Source organism: Psychrobacter sp. MES7-P7E (genome assembly GCF_002863645.1).
Lineage (GTDB): Bacteria > Pseudomonadota > Gammaproteobacteria > Pseudomonadales > Moraxellaceae > Psychrobacter.
In genome coordinates, this window is the sequence record NZ_PJBU01000078.1 from 1 (window position 1) to 19,022 (window position 19,022).

At 41.7% G+C, this 19,022-nt stretch carries 14 protein-coding genes and 2 pseudogenes; 7 read left to right on the plus strand and 9 right to left on the minus strand.

The window, feature by feature from the left end:
* Nucleotides 1-941, minus strand: a 941-nt coding sequence (locus tag CXF62_RS04745; RefSeq protein ID WP_102093120.1) for a nucleotidyltransferase family protein, incomplete at its 3' end; no start/stop codon positions are given.
* Nucleotides 942-1,275: 334 nt separating this feature from the next.
* On the opposite strand from CXF62_RS04745, the gene hsdR reads away from it, so the two are divergent.
* From hsdR to CXF62_RS04765, 3 genes and pseudogenes are all read left to right on the plus strand, one after another.
* On the plus strand, nucleotides 1,276-3,702 hold the full coding sequence (gene hsdR, locus CXF62_RS04750) for an EcoAI/FtnUII family type I restriction enzme subunit R (protein WP_197707693.1): 2,427 nt from the start codon (nucleotides 1,276-1,278) through the stop codon (nucleotides 3,700-3,702).
* A 90-nt stretch (nucleotides 3,703-3,792) separates the two neighbouring features.
* Nucleotides 3,793-5,214 (plus strand): annotated as a pseudogene (locus tag CXF62_RS04755) (N-6 DNA methylase); the annotation flags it as partial.
* A gap of 281 nt (nucleotides 5,215-5,495) precedes the next feature.
* Nucleotides 5,496-7,292: a restriction endonuclease subunit S gene (locus tag CXF62_RS04765; protein ID WP_102093122.1), complete on the plus strand. Its 1,797-nt coding sequence runs from the start codon at nucleotides 5,496-5,498 to the stop codon at nucleotides 7,290-7,292.
* A 109-nt stretch (nucleotides 7,293-7,401) separates the two neighbouring features.
* On the opposite strand, the gene CXF62_RS04770 is transcribed toward CXF62_RS04765, so the two are convergent.
* Complete coding sequence (locus CXF62_RS04770; RefSeq protein WP_102093123.1) at nucleotides 7,402-8,085, minus strand: hypothetical protein; 684 nt, start codon at nucleotides 8,083-8,085, stop codon at nucleotides 7,402-7,404.
* Between the two features lie 331 nt (nucleotides 8,086-8,416).
* Between CXF62_RS04770 and thyA the strand changes: the two are divergent.
* Together thyA and CXF62_RS04780 are read left to right on the plus strand one after the other, a co-directional pair.
* Nucleotides 8,417-8,701, plus strand: a pseudogene (thyA, locus tag CXF62_RS04775) (thymidylate synthase); the annotation flags it as partial.
* A gap of 64 nt (nucleotides 8,702-8,765) precedes the next feature.
* Nucleotides 8,766-9,338: a dihydrofolate reductase gene (locus CXF62_RS04780; protein ID WP_102093125.1), complete on the plus strand. Its 573-nt coding sequence runs from the start codon at nucleotides 8,766-8,768 to the stop codon at nucleotides 9,336-9,338.
* Nucleotides 9,339-9,470: 132 nt separating this feature from the next.
* Here CXF62_RS04780 and uvrC read toward each other — a convergent pair whose 3' ends face one another.
* Both uvrC and CXF62_RS04790 read right to left on the minus strand, forming a co-directional pair.
* Nucleotides 9,471-11,315, minus strand: a complete 1,845-nt coding sequence (gene uvrC / locus CXF62_RS04785) for an excinuclease ABC subunit UvrC (RefSeq protein WP_102093126.1) — start codon at nucleotides 11,313-11,315, stop codon at nucleotides 9,471-9,473.
* 154 nt (nucleotides 11,316-11,469) lie between these two features.
* Complete coding sequence (locus CXF62_RS04790; protein WP_102093127.1) at nucleotides 11,470-12,993, minus strand: DUF3360 family protein; 1,524 nt, start codon at nucleotides 12,991-12,993, stop codon at nucleotides 11,470-11,472.
* 512 nt (nucleotides 12,994-13,505) lie between these two features.
* On the opposite strand from CXF62_RS04790, the gene CXF62_RS04795 reads away from it, so the two are divergent.
* A complete protein-coding gene (locus CXF62_RS04795) occupies nucleotides 13,506-14,066 on the plus strand; it encodes a DUF4442 domain-containing protein (RefSeq protein ID WP_102093128.1) in 561 nt (186 codons plus the stop codon).
* Between the two features lie 239 nt (nucleotides 14,067-14,305).
* On the opposite strand, the gene rplS is transcribed toward CXF62_RS04795, so the two are convergent.
* From rplS to rpsP, 4 genes are all read right to left on the minus strand, one after another.
* Nucleotides 14,306-14,725 (minus strand): 50S ribosomal protein L19, encoded by a 420-nt coding sequence (gene rplS, locus CXF62_RS04800; RefSeq protein WP_102093129.1) that lies wholly within the window; start codon nucleotides 14,723-14,725, stop codon nucleotides 14,306-14,308.
* 205 nt (nucleotides 14,726-14,930) lie between these two features.
* Nucleotides 14,931-15,695 carry a tRNA (guanosine(37)-N1)-methyltransferase TrmD gene (gene trmD, locus CXF62_RS04805; RefSeq protein ID WP_102092093.1) on the minus strand — a complete coding sequence of 255 codons (765 nt, stop codon included), beginning with the start codon at nucleotides 15,693-15,695 and terminating at the stop codon, nucleotides 14,931-14,933.
* Nucleotides 15,696-15,772: 77 nt separating this feature from the next.
* The gene (rimM, locus tag CXF62_RS04810; protein WP_101205950.1) at nucleotides 15,773-16,306 is read right to left on the minus strand and encodes a ribosome maturation factor RimM; all 534 of its coding nucleotides are present in this window, start codon (nucleotides 16,304-16,306) and stop codon (nucleotides 15,773-15,775) included.
* Between the two features lie 165 nt (nucleotides 16,307-16,471).
* Nucleotides 16,472-16,741, minus strand: a complete 270-nt coding sequence (gene rpsP, locus CXF62_RS04815; RefSeq protein WP_021812802.1) for a 30S ribosomal protein S16 — start codon at nucleotides 16,739-16,741, stop codon at nucleotides 16,472-16,474.
* A 426-nt stretch (nucleotides 16,742-17,167) separates the two neighbouring features.
* On the opposite strand from rpsP, the gene CXF62_RS04820 reads away from it, so the two are divergent.
* Nucleotides 17,168-18,643 carry an ATP-binding protein gene (locus tag CXF62_RS04820; RefSeq protein WP_102093130.1) on the plus strand — a complete coding sequence of 492 codons (1,476 nt, stop codon included), beginning with the start codon at nucleotides 17,168-17,170 and terminating at the stop codon, nucleotides 18,641-18,643.
* 38 nt (nucleotides 18,644-18,681) lie between these two features.
* On the opposite strand, the gene CXF62_RS04825 is transcribed toward CXF62_RS04820, so the two are convergent.
* Complete coding sequence (locus CXF62_RS04825) at nucleotides 18,682-18,861, minus strand: hypothetical protein (protein WP_057761990.1); 180 nt, start codon at nucleotides 18,859-18,861, stop codon at nucleotides 18,682-18,684.
* Nucleotides 18,862-19,022: the final 161 nt, after the last annotated feature.

Sequence of the window (19,022 nt, forward strand, 5' to 3'; positions counted from 1 at the left end):
AAAAGATCCCTACGAAAAGAGTTATTATATAAATAATCGAAAAATCTTTGTGTCTCTAATACAACTGCTAACGGGTAATGACTACCTTTTTTTAAGTTATCTAAGTTTGCATGATACATAATAGATGCTATATCAAAGCTACTGAGGTGTATTTTAGAACCTTCTGTAATTAAGTCGGCCTTTAAAGTCTTACACAGCCGTATAGACTTTTTCAGCCCACCCTCTGTTAAATACCTACACCTAGTATCAATAAGGTAAATATGTCTAAAAGGTAAGTTCATCAAAGTAGTTGGAGTTTTACTATCAAGTATGTTGACTCCAAGATCATACGCCTTTTTTTCTTGTTGGTATTTATCTGTTCTTACCCAGTGAGAAGGCACAACATCAACTTCACGTTGAAGCGAACCACCTACTAACTTAATACATTTGGCACCAGTATTGTCAACTGTTACTGCAGGGTAGGCACTTTTTAATTGAATGTGACATGCTGCTCTTAATTTGCTTATTTCTGTAATATCTTGAGAACGCAAAGTTTCCAAATAATGCTCTGATCTATAATGCGACTCATCAATAACAAGTAAATCAACATCACTAATACCCTTTATATGTACGTTCAAAGGTACAGAGCCTTGGAGTCTATACTCAGTATTTATACCATGATTATCCATCAACCTAGATTTAAGCTGTTTTTGAACTCTAACTGCAGTTTCAACGGATATCTCCGTATAACGCTTTCCTACTTCTTGCATTGCACCTAAAGCATAACGTACAGACGGTTTATCTGATGCGGACTGCCAGCTTTCCATAGACTCTTTTAAGGTATCAAGTTCTCTTTTTAAAACTGTATCTTCATTGAGACCATCAAATGAGTAACTAAAATTAGAACCTTTCCTGCGCTCTTCTAACCTATTTAGACGTTGATTAAAGTTAATGTCGGACATATGTTCCTTAGATTATCAGTTAATTGTGACTAAACGTAGTAGTCATCTGTGAATGTAAGTAGAAGATGAAATGTATACTACCTTAAAATAAATATACAATTATTACCTAATGCTATTTCTTAAAATGGTAACTATTAGAATTAAAGTATAAGTTAGTTACCGCTAAGCTAATACCATAGTATTTTTATATCACGTTAATTATGCACTAATATCATATCAAAGGTCTTTAAGTACTTAAGATTGATACTCCAATAGAAAAATAAGACACAACATATGTTAAAGTATAAATTACCCCCAACACTAGCTAGATAGGAAGCCTACTGCCATGGCTGGTATCAACAAATTAGAATTATCTGAAACAGATATTATCAGCAAGTTTATTCTACCTGCCATTAAAAGCTCAGGTTGGGATGACATGACTCAAATTCGCGAAGAGGTGAAGCTTCGTGATGGGAAGGTTATTGTCCGTGGTCAAATGGCAGTGCGTAAGACGGTCAAGTCTGCTGATATCGTTCTATATCACAAGCCTAATCTGCCACTTGCGGTTATCGAAGCCAAAGCAAACAAACACTCTATTGGTAAAGGGATGCAGCAAGCGCTTGATTATGCTGGGCTGCTCGAAGTGCCGTTTGTGTTTTCATCCAATGGTGATGGCTTTATTTTTCATGATAAGACTAGTACTACTACCCTCGAAACTGAGATTTCACTAGCAGACTTCCCGACGCCAGCTGAGCTATGGGATAAGTACTGTCAGTGGAAAGGCTATACGCAATCTCAGCTACCTATCATCACTCAAGACTATCATGATGATGGCAGTGGTAAATCACCGCGCTACTATCAACTACAAGCCATCAATAAGACCATAGAAGCCATTTCTCGTGGACAGGATCGCATCCTGCTCGTAATGGCAACAGGGACGGGTAAAACTTACACTGCATTTCAAATCATCTGGCGTCTGTGGAAGGCTAGAGAAAAGAAACGTATCTTGTTTTTAGCAGATCGTAATATTTTGGTCGATCAAACACGGGTAAATGACTTTCAGCCTTTCGGCACTGCGATGACCAAAATAGAAGGCCGTACCGTTGATCCAGCCTTCGAGATTCATTTAGGCTTATATCAAGCGTTAACAGGTCCAGAAGAGCATCAGAAAGCCTTTAAGCAGGTCGCACCAGACTTCTTTGACCTGATTGTCATTGATGAGTGCCACCGAGGTAGCGCTGCGGAAGACAGTGCTTGGCGTGAGATATTGGAGTATTTCAATAGCGCCACACAAGTAGGCTTAACAGCAACACCTAAAGAGACTGAAGAGGTATCTAATTCTTATTACTTTGGGGATCCTGTTTATACCTATACCCTAAAACAGGGTATCGAAGATGGGTTTTTAGCGCCCTATAAAGTGGTTCGAATTGATATCGATGTCGACCTACAAGGCTGGCGTCCAACCAAAGGACAGACAGATAGGCATGGTGAGTTGATTGAAGATCGTATCTATAACCAAAAAGACTTTGATCGTAGTCTGGTGATTGATGAGCGTACTGAATTGGTGGCTCAGACCATCACAAGCTACCTTGAGCGTACTGACCCAATGGCCAAAACCATTGTGTTCTGTAATGATATTGATCATGCAGAGCGTATGCGCCGTGCTCTGATTAACTGCAATCCCGAGCAGGTCAAAAAGAACGAAAAGTATGTCATGAAAATCACGGGCGATGATGAGTTGGGCAAAGCACAGCTTGATAACTTCATCAATCCAAAGAAACCTTATCCAGTAATAGCGACGACGTCAGAGCTAATGACAACAGGCGTTGATGCACAAACTTGTAAGCTTATCGTGTTAGATCAAAACATCAAATCGATGACTAAGTTTAAGCAAATTATTGGCCGTGGCACTCGTATCAATGATAAATACGGCAAGCTATGGTTTACGATTCTTGACTTCAAAAAAGCGACTGAGCTATTTGCAGATGAGCGCTTCGATGGTATTCCTGAACGTATCATGACCGTGACGCCAGCACAAATTAATGAAGGAAGTGCTGAGCTAGACGAAGTGGTCGATGGAGAATCAGACGCAGAGTTAGATATTGCTAATGGTACTGATCTGGCCTACACAACCCAAGATGATAAGAGTGGCTTTGATTTAGGGGCTGGTATGGGTGATGACATAGGTGTCAGTGAACCCGCGAAAAAATACCATGTGAAAGGTGTAGCTGTAAAAGTAACGGCACAGCGTATCCAGTATTATGATACTGATGGTAAGCTAGTCACCGAGTCTTTTCAGGACTATACTCGCAAAACTTTCACTAAGCAGTTCGCTAGTTTGGACGAGTTTACCAAGCGTTGGAACGATACTGAGCGCAAACAAACCATCATTGATGAGCTGGCAAATGCTGGTATTATTTGGGAAGCACTACAGGAAGAGGTCGGTTCAGACATGGACCCCTTCGACCTAATTTGCCATGTGGTATATGACCAGCCACCCTTGACGCGTCGTGAACGTGCGAATGAAGTTAAGAAGCGCAATTACTTTACCAAGTATTCAGACACTGCTCAAAAAGTACTAAATGCCTTGCTCGATAAGTATGCTGATGCGGGTGTAGAAGAGATCGAAAGCCTAAACGTGCTTAAAGTAAAACCACTTGATCAATTAGGTAGTCCGATGGAAATTGTCAGAGAAGGCTTCGGTAGTAAACAAGATTATCAGCAAGCCATTAGTGATCTTGAAAGTGAAATCTATTGGGCACCGCCACCCAAACAAGCTTAAGCAACTAGAAAAAATTAGCTACAATCCATATATCTAAGCCTCTTATTGAGGCTTGTTTTATTCATACTGTTTATTGAAAAGAGAAACTACATGTCAATCAGTTCAGTTATTAAGTCTATTCAAGATATCATGCGTCAAGATGCTGGTGTCGATGGTGATGCCCAACGTTTAAGCCAATTGTCATGGTTATTGTTTCTCAAGATATTTGATGCACAAGAAGAAGCGCTTGAGTTCGAACAAGAAAACTATAAGAGCCCCATCCCTGAGCAATACCTTTGGCGTAATTGGGCAGCTGATCCCGAAGGTATCACTGGTGATGAGTTACTAGAGTTCGTAAATGATGAAATATTCGTTGAGCTAAAAAACCTGACAGCGCCAGTAGATACCAACCCACGTGGATTTGTGGTGCGTCAAGGTTTGAGCGATGCCTACAACTATATGAAAAACGGTACGCTGCTACGCCAAGTGATTAATAAACTCAACGAAGTGGACTTCAATCGTTCAGATGAGCGCCATCTATTTGGTGATATCTATGAGCAACTGTTGCGTGATTTACAGAGTGCAGGCAATGCAGGTGAGTTTTATACCCCTCGTGCTGTGACACGCTTCATCGTTGACCGTGTAGATCCAAAGCTCGGTGAGCGCGTTATGGATCCAGCTTGTGGTACAGGTGGATTTTTGGCCTGCTCATTTGATCATGTCAAAAACAACTATGTCGAAACTGCCGAAGATCATCAAGCGCTACAGCAGCAGATTTTGGGGTTTGAAAAGAAACAACTGCCGCATTTGCTCTGTACAACCAATATGATGCTGCATGGTATCGAAGTACCCGTACAGATACGCCACGATAACACTCTAAATAAGCCGCTGTCGAGCTGGGACAGTGATATTGATGTCATCGTAACTAATCCGCCTTTTGGCGGCACTGAAGAGCACGGTATCGAAAAGAACTTCCCTGCTGAGTTCCAAACACGCGAAACGGCTGATTTGTTTTTACAATTAATCATTGAGGTCTTGAAAGATAAAGGCCGCGCTGCCGTCGTATTACCTGATGGCACCTTGTTTGGTGAAGGAGTAAAAACCAAGCTAAAGAAAATGCTTACAGAAGAATGTAATCTACATACCATCGTGCGCTTACCAAACGGTGTTTTTAACCCTTATACAGGCATTAAGACCAATATTCTCTTCTTTACCAAAGGTCAGCCAACCAAAGATATTTGGTTTTATGAGCATCCTTATCCTGAAGGCGTTAAAAACTATAGTAAAACCAAACCAATGAAGTTTGAAGAGTTTCAAACCGAGATTGATTGGTGGGGCAATGAATCTGACGGCTTCGCCAGTCGTGTTGAAAATGATCACGCTTGGAAAGTTGACTTCAGCAGTAAGCGTAAAACAGCTGAAAAAGACGCAAAGCCACACTGGGACAAAGCAACAGTACTCTTAGGTGAAGTCAGTGCTTTAGAGCCTAATCTTAAAGTGTTACGTGCAGAACTAAAAGCTGCCAGCGATGAGTTAAAGCCTGATAACCTAAAAAAAGTTGAAGCGCTAGAAACTAAAATCAATAATCTGCGCCGTGATGCTAACAATAGCCAACAGGCTGGCGATAGTATATTCAATGCTATATTTAATTTTGATATAAAAAATCCGTTTGTTGATCAAGTCATTGATTATGACCCTAATAAATTACTCGCTGACTATGCCAAACAACAACAGAGTATCGATACTTTACGCAGCCAATTAAAAGATGTACTGGGCGCTGCGCTGTCTGCTAACACGACAGAGGACAAGTAGCTATGAATGTAAAAACGAGCTTAGAGGTGGGTAAAGACGCAAACAAACCAGAGCAGTTGATCACTGAACATATCGATATCTGGACTAGCGCTATACTGGCTAAATCGACTAGTGGGCGTGGCAGTAGCAAAAAGTATGAGCTATACGGCATTAGCAAATTACGTGAGCTGATTTTGGAGTTAGCAGTACGTGGCAAGCTAGTGCCGCAGGATGCTAATGATGAGTCTGCCTCTGTTTTGTTAGAAAGAATAGCGGCTGAAAAAGCTCAGTTGATTAAAGATAAGAAGATTAAGAAGACTAAAGCAGATGGTAAAGTTAATGAAGATGAAAAACCTTTTGATCTTCCTCGTGAGTGGCAGTGGACTCGACTTAACTTTATAACAGAGATAAACCCACGTAATACGAATGTTGATGATAAAACTAAAGCATCATTTGTTCCAATGACTCTAATCACTACATCATACGATGGAGTACATGATTCTGAATCAAGGCCTTGGAGTGAAATAAAGAAAGGCTATACCCATTTTGCTAATGGCGATATTGCTATTGCGAAAATAACACCTTGTTTTGAAAATAGTAAAGCTGCTATTTTTCGTAATTTAGAAAATGGTATTGGCGCAGGGACAACAGAACTCCATGTTGCGCGTCCTTTTGGAGAGCAAGTTGAAAGAAATTTTCTTCTTTTATATTTTAAATCACCTAACTTCTTAACTATGGGTCGAAAGCTTATGACTGGCTCTGCTGGACATAAAAGAGTCCCAAGAAGTTTTTTTGAAAGCAATCCTATTCCACTTCCACCGCTTGCAGAACAAAAACGCATCGTCGCTAAAGTCGATGAACTCATGCTGTTATGTGATCAGCTAGAGCAGCAAACCGAAGCCAGTATCGAGGCTCACGCTACGCTTGTGGAAGTGTTATTAGCCACGTTGACAGATAGTGCTGGCGCTGATGAGCTGGCACAAAACTGGGCGAGAATTGCTGAGCATTTCGACAGCCTGTTCACTACTGAGCAAAGCATCGAAGCTCTAAAGCAAACTGTGCTGCAATTGGCGGTAATGGGTAAGTTAGTTCCGCAAAATCCAGATGAAGAACCTGCTTCGGTGTTGTTAGAAAAGATTGCGGAAGAAAAAGAGCAGTTGATTAAAGAGAAAGTTATAAAAAAAGAAAAGCCTTTACCTGCTATTACAGATGATGAGAAACCTTTTGAGTTGCCGCAAGGATGGACGTGGTGTCGTTTGCCAGAAGTTGGTGAGCTAGCTCGTGGTAAATCGAAACACAGGCCTAGAAATGACCCTACACTTTTCGCAAAGGGTAGTATTCCTCTTGTACAAACAGGTGATGTAGCAAGGGCAGAGAATATTATCGAGACATATACATCTTTATACAATGAACATGGCCTTGCTCAGAGCAGATTGTGGCCTAGAAATACGTTGTGTATAACAATCGCAGCCAACATAGCAGATACTGCTTTGTTAGGGTTTGATGCGTGTTTTCCTGATAGTGTAGTTGGATTTTTAACGTTTGATAAGGCAATGGATATTTCCTATTTTGATTACTACTTGCGTACAGCAAAAAACCATCTTGAAGACTTTGCTCCTTCGACTGCTCAAAAAAACATCAATTTAGAAATTCTAGGCTCTTTATTAGTTCCTTTACCTCCATTAAACGAATTGAATAGTATTGCAAAAAAAGTTGAGGGACTTTTATCACTTTGCGATCAGCTAAAAGAAAAGATACAGCAGTCTCAAGAGACGCAAGTTCAGCTTACTGATGCATTGGTTGATAGAGCTTTAGGGTGAGTTTTAGTATTGGGCTAAGTGTTTAAATGATATAAAAAAATCCGACTTCAAGTCGGATTTTTTTATGCGTGTGTATGTAAGGCTCAAACTTACAGTACTCGATCTGTCCTCACTCCCTCCATTCTACAGATCCATCTTCATATCTGTATCCATGCATTCCTGTACTATGATCCACGAAATTACCATCACCTAGATCTGTTTCGTGCTGTATCTGATTACCAGAGAAATAATTATTGCGAGACAATCCCAAATTATTCGGAGGATCAGTTGGAGTCTTGTCATGCCAAAACTCTATATCCTCATCAAGCGAAGGATCTATATTTTGTCCAACCCCATACCCCATATTATCATTGAACAAATGAGTTGAATTCTGGCCAAGACCAAATGATGTATTCGATTTTTCAAACATCCGATACACATGTGGATCACATTGATATCGGCTTATAGGTGTATGAGGCAGATCTTCATAAAATACACATGATGAATATTGCTCTTCAATAAAATCTTCAACAACATAAGTTATCTCATTGGGATTTAGAAAAAAGCACTCACTCTTACTGCCAGTACTAAAGTGAAGCAGTCTTCTATCAGAAAATATGGATTCAACACGATTTAATAGTTTCGTCTCTATCTCGTGAACATCACCTCTAACAATATTGTAAGCTGTATAAATAAAGTACCCTGGGTTTTGAGATGAAGTATGCCGTGTGTTAAGGCCACGAGTTGTTTTACCAATTTTTGACCATTCGTATCTATAGATATCAGCTCCGATATATATCCAATCATCGCTCATAATGCATCCTTATTATGATTCGGTATTTAGTTTAGAGTATATCACTACCCTAATAATGCCGCCTTGTGCCATGACCGATGAGCTTATGGCTATTTGTGATCAGCAGTTGATCGGGTTTTAGTATTGAGCTAAGTGTTTTATATGTCTTGATAAGATATAATATCTCTTATCAAGATATGCACTCGGTAAATTAGATAATGTTGGTATTACTTCTAAGGACAACTGACTGATTACATAGTCCGTAGTGTGCATAATTAGAAATGCACAGTCAGAATATAATACTCTACACTAGAAAGTAAAACGACTTGTGCATAAATTAGGGGTTGTAAATTTCCTAGGCGTGCCTTTTAACATTGCGAGCTATGCGCTATTGACTCATATGATCGCGCAGGTGTGTGGTTTAGAAGTTGGAGAGTTTGTTTGGACAGGTGGTGATTGCCATATCTATCAAAACCACCGTGAGCAGGCTGAGTTACAGTTGACTCGCTCGCTATATAAACTGCCGACATTGTCTTTGAATCCTGAAGTAAAAGACATATTTGCATTTGAGTACGAAGACATTAGCGTCAATGACTATGAGTCGCACCCTGCTATCAAAGCCAAAGTTGCCGTATAGAGTTAGTCTGGTTAACTACGCTAAATAAGAGCAAAATTTAAGAATACAATAAAAAGGATATATTATGAGCTATGCCCATACCGAAGTTGCCCAAATCGCTGCTATTAGTAGCAATCGCTGTATTGGCAAAAACAATGAGCTACCGTGGCATATCTCAGCAGATTTGCAACATTTCAAAAGCATGACGACCAAAGAAAATGATAGCAAGATTCAAGGTATCGTGATCATGGGTCGTAAGACATTTGAGTCAATGGGTAGTAAACCATTACCTAAGCGTGTGAGCTTTATTGTCACGACACAGATGGATTATGCTGAGACAAAAGGTCTTGCAGATAGCAGCAATGCTTATGTGGTACACAACCTAGACGATGCTCTGACACAAGCAGCTAGCCTTGCTCATGGCGCGCATCTCGATACGATTTGGGTGATTGGCGGCGAGCGAGTATTTAGTGACGCTCTGATGTACACCGACCGTATTGAGCTGACTCATGTAGATACTGACATTGCTGACGGCGATGCATTTTATCCTGAGTTGCCAGAACGCTTTAAAGTAGCAGACGAATCTGAGCAAATGCACGATGAAAAAAGCGATTTAAGCTTTAAGTTTACCACTTATAAAGTAGAAACTGATAAGTAGTAAAAGCTTATTAAAAAAGGGGTAGTCTTGGATAAGTAAAATTCTCCAAGACTACCCCTTTTTTGTTTAATTTCCACACAATCGTATTTATAGACAATCAATAAAAACTGCTGGTTGATAATATCTAATCCATTACTCATGCAGTACTTTATAAACCGTTTTTGCGAGTACTGGTCCGATTCCTTGTACGCCTGCCAACTCTTGCTGTGAAGCGCCAAGCAGCTGCTGCATACCACCAAAATGATTGAGCAAGTCACGACGACGTTTCTCGCCCAGTCCCGGTATCACCTCTAGCACTGATGAAGAGCGACGCTTATCCCGTTTTTTACGGTGAGCGGTAATCGCAAAACGATGCGCCTCATCACGAATATGCATCAGCAAGTGCAATGCTTTGCTATCCATCGGTAGATCTAACGGCTCATGATTGATAAAGTGCAATACCTCAAGCCCAGCCTTGCGCCCTTCCCCTTTTGCCACACTAATGAGCAAGGTGTCATCAAGAATACCCAACTCAGTTAATACTTCTTTGGCAATACCAAGCTGACCTTTACCACCATCAACCAATAGCAAATCCGGCAATGGCTGCTTCTTATAACGTCTGGTCAGCACTTGCTTCATCGCTGCATAGTCATCGCCACCTTGAATATCATGAATAGCATACTGACGGTAATCACGACGGCGCGAGCCACCTTGGTCAAACACCACGCAGCTACCAATGGTCGCCTCACCCATCGTATGTGAGATATCGAAGCATTCAATACGATCAATCGTCCGATCAGTGACAGTCGCCAGTACGTCTTTTAGCGCACCAAAGCGCGCATGTAGCTCTAGATAATCGCCAAGCTTGGTTTTTAATGCATTACCGGTATTTAGTGTTGCTAAGTCCAGCCACTCTGAACGGTGCTCACGCACATTGGTCTTGATGACTACTTTATTACCGAAATGCGTTGCCAATGCTTCACTTACTGCCACTTGATCTGGTATCTGATGGCTCAATATGATTTCAGCGGGCAAATCATCGGTCACTTGGAAATAAAATGACGTAATGAAGGCTGATAGGTTATCTGCTAACGACTCACTACTATCCACATCTGGGAAATAATTTTTTCCACCCAATACACGTCCACCACGTACCGTCAGTACGTTCACACAGGTCATGCCAGCCTGACTGGCAATCGCAATCACATCTGCCTCACCTTGTACTGTGTAGACTGCTTGCCTTGCTTGTACTTCACGTAGCATGGACAGCTGATCGCGATAAAATACCGCCTTTTCAAAATCTAGTGCTTCAGCTGATGCTTCCATCTTTTCAATCAAAGTCGTATGAATATCGCTAGAGTCGCCCTTTAAAAAACGGATGGTATTATTCACATCTTCTGCATACTCTTCTGGCGATACCAAACCGACACAGGGCGCACGACAACGTTTAATCTGATACTCAAGGCAAGGACGCTGACGTTGCTTAAAAAAGGTGTTGGTACATTGACGCATTTGAAACATCTTTTGCATCAATACCAACGTTTCTTTTGCCGCATGTGCAGAGGGGAACGGGCCAAAGAATCGACCTTTTTGATGATTACCTTTACCGCGACCGTAGGCCAAACGTGGATAAGGCTTATCGGCTGAGATAAACACATAAAGATAGGATTTATCATCACGCAGCAGCACATTATAAGGCGGTCGATGTTCTTTGATTAGATTCTGCTCAAGCAACAGCGCTTCGGTCTCACTACGCGTAATGATAGTCTCAATATTATGAATCCGTGCCACTAGCGCCCGTGTCTTTGGATGATCTATCGTTTTGGCAAAATAGCTATTTACCCGACTTTTTAGCGACTTAGCTTTACCAACGTATAATATATCGCCGTTCTTACCCAGCATCTTATACACTCCTGGCAAGTTAGGAAGGCGTTTAATCAGATGCTTAAGACGGGCTTTTTTATCATCGACAGGACTCGATTCTGAGACATTAACCATAGAATTTGTTGCTCTTAAAAATCTTAGTAATACTGCTAGTTATGGGGCGGGAGTCATTGTTTTACAAGCCAATTATTATCGCAGTGCTACCCATAAAAAAGCCAGCTTTCGCCGGCTTAGTCTGTTCTATTATCGTTTATTCAATCACATACTACTAATGACGGAAGTTAGCCATCAATGCTGGGATACCCGGCAGCATACCAACGATAGCCATGACGCCTGTCAGTACCAGGAACATAATACCCGGTATGATCCAGCGGCTCATCTTAGTCAAATTCGCACTACGTTCTTTAGAGCCAATCAAGCCCAAGTTATCAAGCAACAACGTGAGCGACCAACCAAAGGCTGGGTTAACCAATGCCGACGCGAATACTACGATAGCAGCAGACTGCGTGGTTTTACCTTCACGCGTCATCTCCATACCAGCTTCTAGTAATGGAATAAACACCCCAACGATCAAGGCCACACACATCACTGGTTGCCAGATGGCTAAATCCATTGGATAGCCCCAAACCCCTGCGATAATACAAAATAGAGCCGTCAATAAAGCACCGGCAGGAATTGGACGTTTAGCAATCGCCGCAGGAACAATATACGTTCCCCAAGATGACGCAAAGTTGGAGCCGCCCAATACAGAGCCGACTACCTGACGAAATGAAGCACTGGTCATGGTGTCATCAATATCCATAAGCACTTTTTCAGTACGCTTAGGATAGCTGATTTTTTGGAATACTTGATGGCCCAAGAAATCTGGCGACCACATTGCCACGGCCAAAATAGCAAACGGCAGTACTACAATGAAGCTTTCAATCGTCGGCAGACCTAACATCCAACCTGTGTTTTCGCCCCACCAATACATTGGATTCATGTTTGGTAGACCTGGCGCTGTTTTGAACTCAAAAGGTGCGCCCAATGCAAATGCAAGACCTCCACCTAACACACAGCTTAGCGGAACCGCGAGCCAGCGTTTTTGCCAATGCTCAAGCAATGCATACAGCAGAATAGTCGCCAGAATAATAAAGAAAGCGATATGCGACATGCCAATCCCTTCTGCCCAAGCAAAGAGATTTTTGACCTGTGATGTGGTTCCGATAAAGCCCAAGTAAATCAATAGGCCACCGCACACACCTTTACTGGTTAAGTTGGCTAGTAGACTCCCCCCTTTACTAATCGCGAGGAGCAGACCAAAAGCACCGATAAGCAAACCAAAGGCCATCGGGTGCCCACCAGCTGCTACCACAATAGGAATCAAAGGAATAAGTGGACCGTGAGTACCAGCAAGGTTGGCCGTCGGCAATAAAAATCCCGAAAATAAGATAATAAAGAAGGAGACGATCAATAGCTCGTAGCGTACGTTTTCTAGAACAAACGCATCACCTAAGCCGAGTGGACCTGCAAAGGTTGCTGCAATGGCGCCCACCATAACAACTTTACCAATGGTCGCGGCCATTGCTGGAATAGTATCTTCGTATTCAAAACGGTAATCACGGAATGGTAAATTAGGACGCCAGCGTTTCGGCTGCATGATTTGTAATTCATGGTTTAAATAAGCATCACGACTGTCGAAACTAGAACTGGGCTTATGCAAATCTACATAACTGCCTTGTACTTGACTGTCGTGGTTTACGTTCGAGGTCGGCGTATTAGACCCTGAAGAGGGGGTCTGAGGGTTACTCATCACATTTCCTTGTGTCGATTACGTCTTTGATTGACTACACACGCTCTGCTCTAATGTCATAGACCAAAGCGCCTATTACAAACTGCGAACTATTGTATGCCAAGACTTGATGAAATGCGAACCTAAAACCATTTAAAGATACTATGTATCTCATTATAATATATAAACTAAAGTTTCTATTTGAGACAAAATTGACCTTAATAGAAAACCATGAGGAAAAAATCTCTCTTTTATAGACTTTAAATTAGGATAAACGACCGTTTTATTGATAATTATTTACATCTAGATGATTTTTTATCACATAGATGAATAGCAAAGATAGTTATAATAAATAACGATCGTTACCTGTAAGTGGGCATAAATATGTCATTTCGGTTACGCTTTAGAGCTAGCGGGCTGAGTACTTTTTAATTATGATAAATACTTTTTATCGATTTATTTCTCAGTGACATTGTTTAAAACCGCATTATTGATACAATCAAAAAATTAAAAAAAGGCAACAGGACAAGTTTATGAGCGTATTACCTACCAACCTTGAGACCTTGAAACGTCGGGCCAAGCAAAGCATCATGCCATTGCTGACACCGCATTTATTAAAGCTGCGCCTTAATACTTATGCACCATACATTGGCGCAGGTATCAAAATCGATCATATCAGTCTCGATCAGGGTTTGTGCGTGGTAAGCATGGGACTAAATACTCTGAACAAAAATATCGTCGGTACTCAGTTCGGTGGTAGCTTATATTCGATGGTTGACCCTTTTTATATGCTCATGCTGATGCACCAACTGGGTAGCAATTACGTAGTGTGGGACAAAAGCTCACACATTGATTTTGTTGCGCCTGGCAGTAGCAAAGTCACTGCACGCATGAAAATACCTAGTTCTGAAATTATTACTATTCAAGAGTTGGCAAAAGAAGGCGAAGCGGTATTCCGTGAGTATAAAGTCGATATCGTTGATGAGCAGCAAAAGCTCATTGCGACCGTCACCAAGACTTTATACATTAGACTGCGCAAATACAGTAAGTCCAAAGAGCAAGTAAATCGCATCGATACATTTGATGCTCAATAAGCTTTAGCTTATAACTGGCACTATTAGAGCTGATAATATCGGAGCTGATAAAACTTAAATTATTAATGCTATACATACAAAAACCCCAATCTAGCTTTCGCATAGATTGGGGTTTCGTCTTTTTTGGTATGGCCCGCTTATTTATAAATAAACCTATGAATAAGGGCTTGTATCTACTATTACCTTGTCTTGAGCCAATCCTAAAATTATAGGATTAACTCAAAACGGCAAACTTGTGCTTAGATACCAGGTGCAGTATCAACTGCATCAGGTACGCCAGCGTCAGTCTTTTTCTGAGCTGGACGTGGCGCAAGTTTTTCGCGGATACGTGCTGATTTACCAGAACGCTCACGTAAGTAGTACAGTTTCGCACGGCGAACAGCACCGCGACGTTTCACTTCAATGCTATCGATGATTGGTGAATGCAATTGGAATGCACGCTCAACACCAACGCCGCTTGAGATTTTACGTACAGTAAACGCTGAGTTTAAACCGCGATTACGCTTAGCAATTACAACGCCTTCAAAAGCCTGTAAACGCTCACGCTCACCTTCACGTACTTTTACTTGTACCACAACGGTATCGCCGGGTGCAAAGTTTGGGCGCTCAATCAATTGAGCGTTTTCGATGACCTGAACCAATGGATGCTTGTTGCTCATGAGAGTTATCTCCTCACATTAGATAATAGAGGCTTAACGCATATCACCTGTTTGTAATAATTAATCGCATCTCTTTATAGTGAGACACAACGTAAATGGGTTATAACCAACGGCCACTATGTGATGACTCGTTTTATTATTGCTCAAAATTCTGTTTCTTAACTGTTTATCAAACCTAGTAACAATAAAGTCAGATTTTAAAAATCTACTTTTTATCTGCTTTGGCCAATGCTTTCAACCACTTCGCTTGCTCTACCGTTGGAGTAAACGCTTGCCATAAGTCTGGACGACGCGTTTGCGTACGACTGACTTGCTGACTAAAACGCCACTTAGCGATATTGGCATGGTGACCTGAAAGTAATACCTCAGGAACCGCCATACCCGCAAACTCATGCGGCTTAGTATAGTGTGGACAGTCAAGCAAGCCATCGACAAAAGAGTCTTGCTCCGCTGACTTGTCATCACCCATGATATCGGGCAGACGACGTATCACACTATCCATCAGCACCATTGCTGGCAACTCGCCACCAGTCAACACATAATCACCTAACGATACTTCCATATCGACATATTGTGATAGTAAACGCTCGTCAATACCTTCATAACGACCGCATAATAAAATCATGCCATCGTAATCAGTCATATTGACTACGCTACTTTCACTAAGCGTCTGTCCTTGCGGTGACATATAAATCACCGGACAGTGCTCACTATCGACACGGCAACCATGCTGACTGGCACGCAATCGTGCATCCTCAATGGCTTTCGATAATGGCTCAGCCATCATCACCATCCCAGGACCACCCCCATAAGGGCGCTCATCAATACGGCGATAGTTATCGGTGGTATAATCACGTGGATTAATGCATTCAATCGTAACTTGCTCTTGAGTCACTGCTCGGCCCGTGATTCCAAATTCACGAATCGTGGCAAACATCTCAGGAAAAATACTAATTACGGCAAAATACATCTGATGTCTACTTGCGTTGAGGCTAAAACAATCGGTGTAAGTACTAATAACGTCTGACTAAAAAGCCAGAAATACTATTAGTAATCACTCGGCCATGCCACAAGCACTGTTTTTTCAGTCATATTGACTTCTATCACAGTTTGCTTATGCCATGGAATCAGGCGTTCTTCATTGTCTAAACTGTCTGAATTTGCCGTTACACGCATGATGTCATGGGCACCGGTTTCAAACATTTCAGTGATATTACCTAGATACTCATCCTGCTCGTTCATCACGCGCAGACTGACCAAATCCGACCAATAATATTCGTCTTCAGCTGTTTCAGGTAGGACGTTTTGCTCGACCCAAACGGTAACACCGTTCATAGTCTCAGCAACATTACGATCAGGAATCTGCTCAAATTGAGCCACAATTCCTGTTCCTTGCTCACGCCAAGCCTTCACAGTCAAAGGTTTCATGCCAGTGGCAGTTTTCATCCACCACGGCTTCATGTCGAATATCGCTGTACGGTCATCAGTATCACTGAATACCCAAAGCCAGCCTTTAATGCCGTAAGGCTTCTTAAGCTGACCAATTTTCATAAGGGCACTAGCGTTTGGAACAGATGACATAGCAGCTAACCTAACAATGATTAAAACAGCAATTGCAAAAACAATTGCGTCAAAAGCGATAAACAGTTAATGGCGCACCCTGGTCAGACCAGTTACGCTATGTATTCTAAAGTCTACTGAGTCATGTCATAGTTTTGCTATGAACGTCTCAGTAACAACCAAAACTTAAGCAGTTGCTTCAGTTTGAGCTGCAGACTTGTTGTAAGCTTTTGCTAATGAAGCAACGCGATCTGAAGGTTGTGCACCTTTTGCGATCCACGCATTGTACGCTTCCATGTTTAGGCGTACTGCTTCTTCAGACTCTTTAGCGAGTGGGTTAAAAAAGCCGATGTTTTCAATATAGCGACCGTCACGCGCGCGGCGTTGATCAGCAACAACTACTTGATAAAATGGGCGTTTCTTGGCACCGCCCCGTGCTAAACGAATAACAACCATGTGAATTCTCTCTTTCGCAGGTATACCAAAAAGGGCATAATTATATCACAGTCTTTATTTGTTGAAAACATAAACTGTGCATATTTAATTATTTATTAACAATAGCTTAAATGTCGACCTAAGTAAAATATAACTGATAATAATGGCTTATTTTTAAAGTTTTTCTTTAGATTCTATAGATTACTGTCGCTCTCTCTGAAAAATAGATGATTGCTAAATACATTTATCCTTAAGCTTAACTTTATATCTATTCCAATAACTGTTTGGCTCGCTCGTCGATTGCATACTGTATCAGTACTATTTATTGATTATGCTATTCTATGATATACCGCTATAGATTGATGCACGGACTAGCTTTAAGGCAATCGCAATTAAAGAGCTACACGCTATATCACGCTAACTTTTCTTTTACTCTGTTGGACACATATGATCTCTCCGAACCCAAAGCCGCGTCGTAAAGGTTGGCTGCCACGCTCTTATTCCAACACTTGGCTAACGACCTTGATGGTTGCCTTTATCGTGCTTATCAGTGTGAGCTTATCGATTTTGTTCTTTTGGCGCAGTCTGTATCTGCCAGAGTTAAAAAACCATGCGCGTTATTTAACGAGTGAATTACAGCTGATCAATAGCGTCAATAAAGACTGGCAAGGTCGTCCCGAAGTACGTCAATGGATTTACCAGCACTCTCATGTCGTCGTGGTGAATAACCCAAGCGACTTTCCAGAAGTCGCTGACAAGCCATTCGTGAGCTTTTTTACGGATGTATTACAACGTGAAATCGGTGCACAGCTCGGCCGCCCTGTAGAAGTTTATTTTAAATTTAAGCCAACACCTCAGCTATGGGTACAAGACAGCCGTGATGATAGTTTTTGGGTGCGTGAGCCTGTGGTTTACTATTCACAATATAGCCCGACGTTACTGGTGCTATTTTTGATCGGACTGCCTATCCTATCGCTACTAACGATTATTCTATTAGCCCGTCAGTTAAATCGCCCGCTACGCTACCTACAGCGGGCAGCTACTAACTATATTCGTCTCGGTCATGCAACCACACTGCCCACTCAGAAAGGTCCCACAGAAATACGTCAAGTTAATATGGCGTTTAACCGACTGTTTACGACATTGAACCAAGCTCAAAAAGAGCGAACAATCATGCTTGCCGGCATCTCACACGATTTGCGGACGCCGTTGACACGTATGCGCTTGACCGCAGAGATGCTACCAGATGATTTTTTTCGTGAAGGGCTGATTTACGATATTGAGGATATGGATGCCATTTTAGAGCAGTTCATCTCATTTATGAAAGATGGTTCTGATGAGCCAGTCAGCTTGACCAATCTAGACACTATATTTAACGAAATTATGGTGCAGTTTGCGCCAATGAAGTTTGTATATGAGTCAGAATGCGACAAGGTGGTTCCTGTACGTCCATTATCTATCAAGCGTCTGATTATCAACTTGGTTAATAATGCCAATCGTTATGGAAAACCACCTATTTATTTATCGGCAACGGTTGTACCGACATTTATAGAAACTGTCGAAGACGAAGATACGGATGTGGTCAGCGAAAATGTGGTAAACAAAGAAGCTCAAGAACAGCTAGTGATTTGTGTACGAGATTGCGGTGATGGCGTCGCTGACGATCAATTAGAGCGGATTATGCAACCGTTTGAACGTGGAGAGACGGCACGGACTACTCAAGGTAGCGGTCTAGGTCTTGCGATTGTTGATCGTATTGCACGATTACATCATGGTACCGTCGAAGCCATTAACCACCCTGAAGGTGGGCTACAAGTATGTGTACGCATTCCCCTACTCTCTAAAGTCGCTGGAGATACTACGTTAGCGGCTGACATAGACGAAGTAACTGAGGTAGGCAGTACAGCGCCAAATTTAAAATAGTGATAAGACTTCAATCTGAATAAGCAAAGATATCAAAGCTAGTCTTTGCTACCAATAGCCGGTGGAATATACTCAGCACTGTTAGTAAAAGCTAATGGCTGGGTAATTTCAGCCTGAGCTGTTTGTAGTGTTTGGGTCGTTGACGGCTGTTTTAAGAACAAATAATAGCCTAGCGTAATCGCATTCAACACTACCAAGCCACCAAATAAATATGGCATCCTATGCCCTCCTATGACATTGTCCAACTGTCTTAAAAATAGCGACAAGTGCGTCACCTGGCTATAAAGCGCTATCGTGCTATACCATTAAAATGGCGCTGATTGTCTTTAGTATCATGACTAATAATTATGGCGTAGTCTGATGATTTAGTCTGATAGCT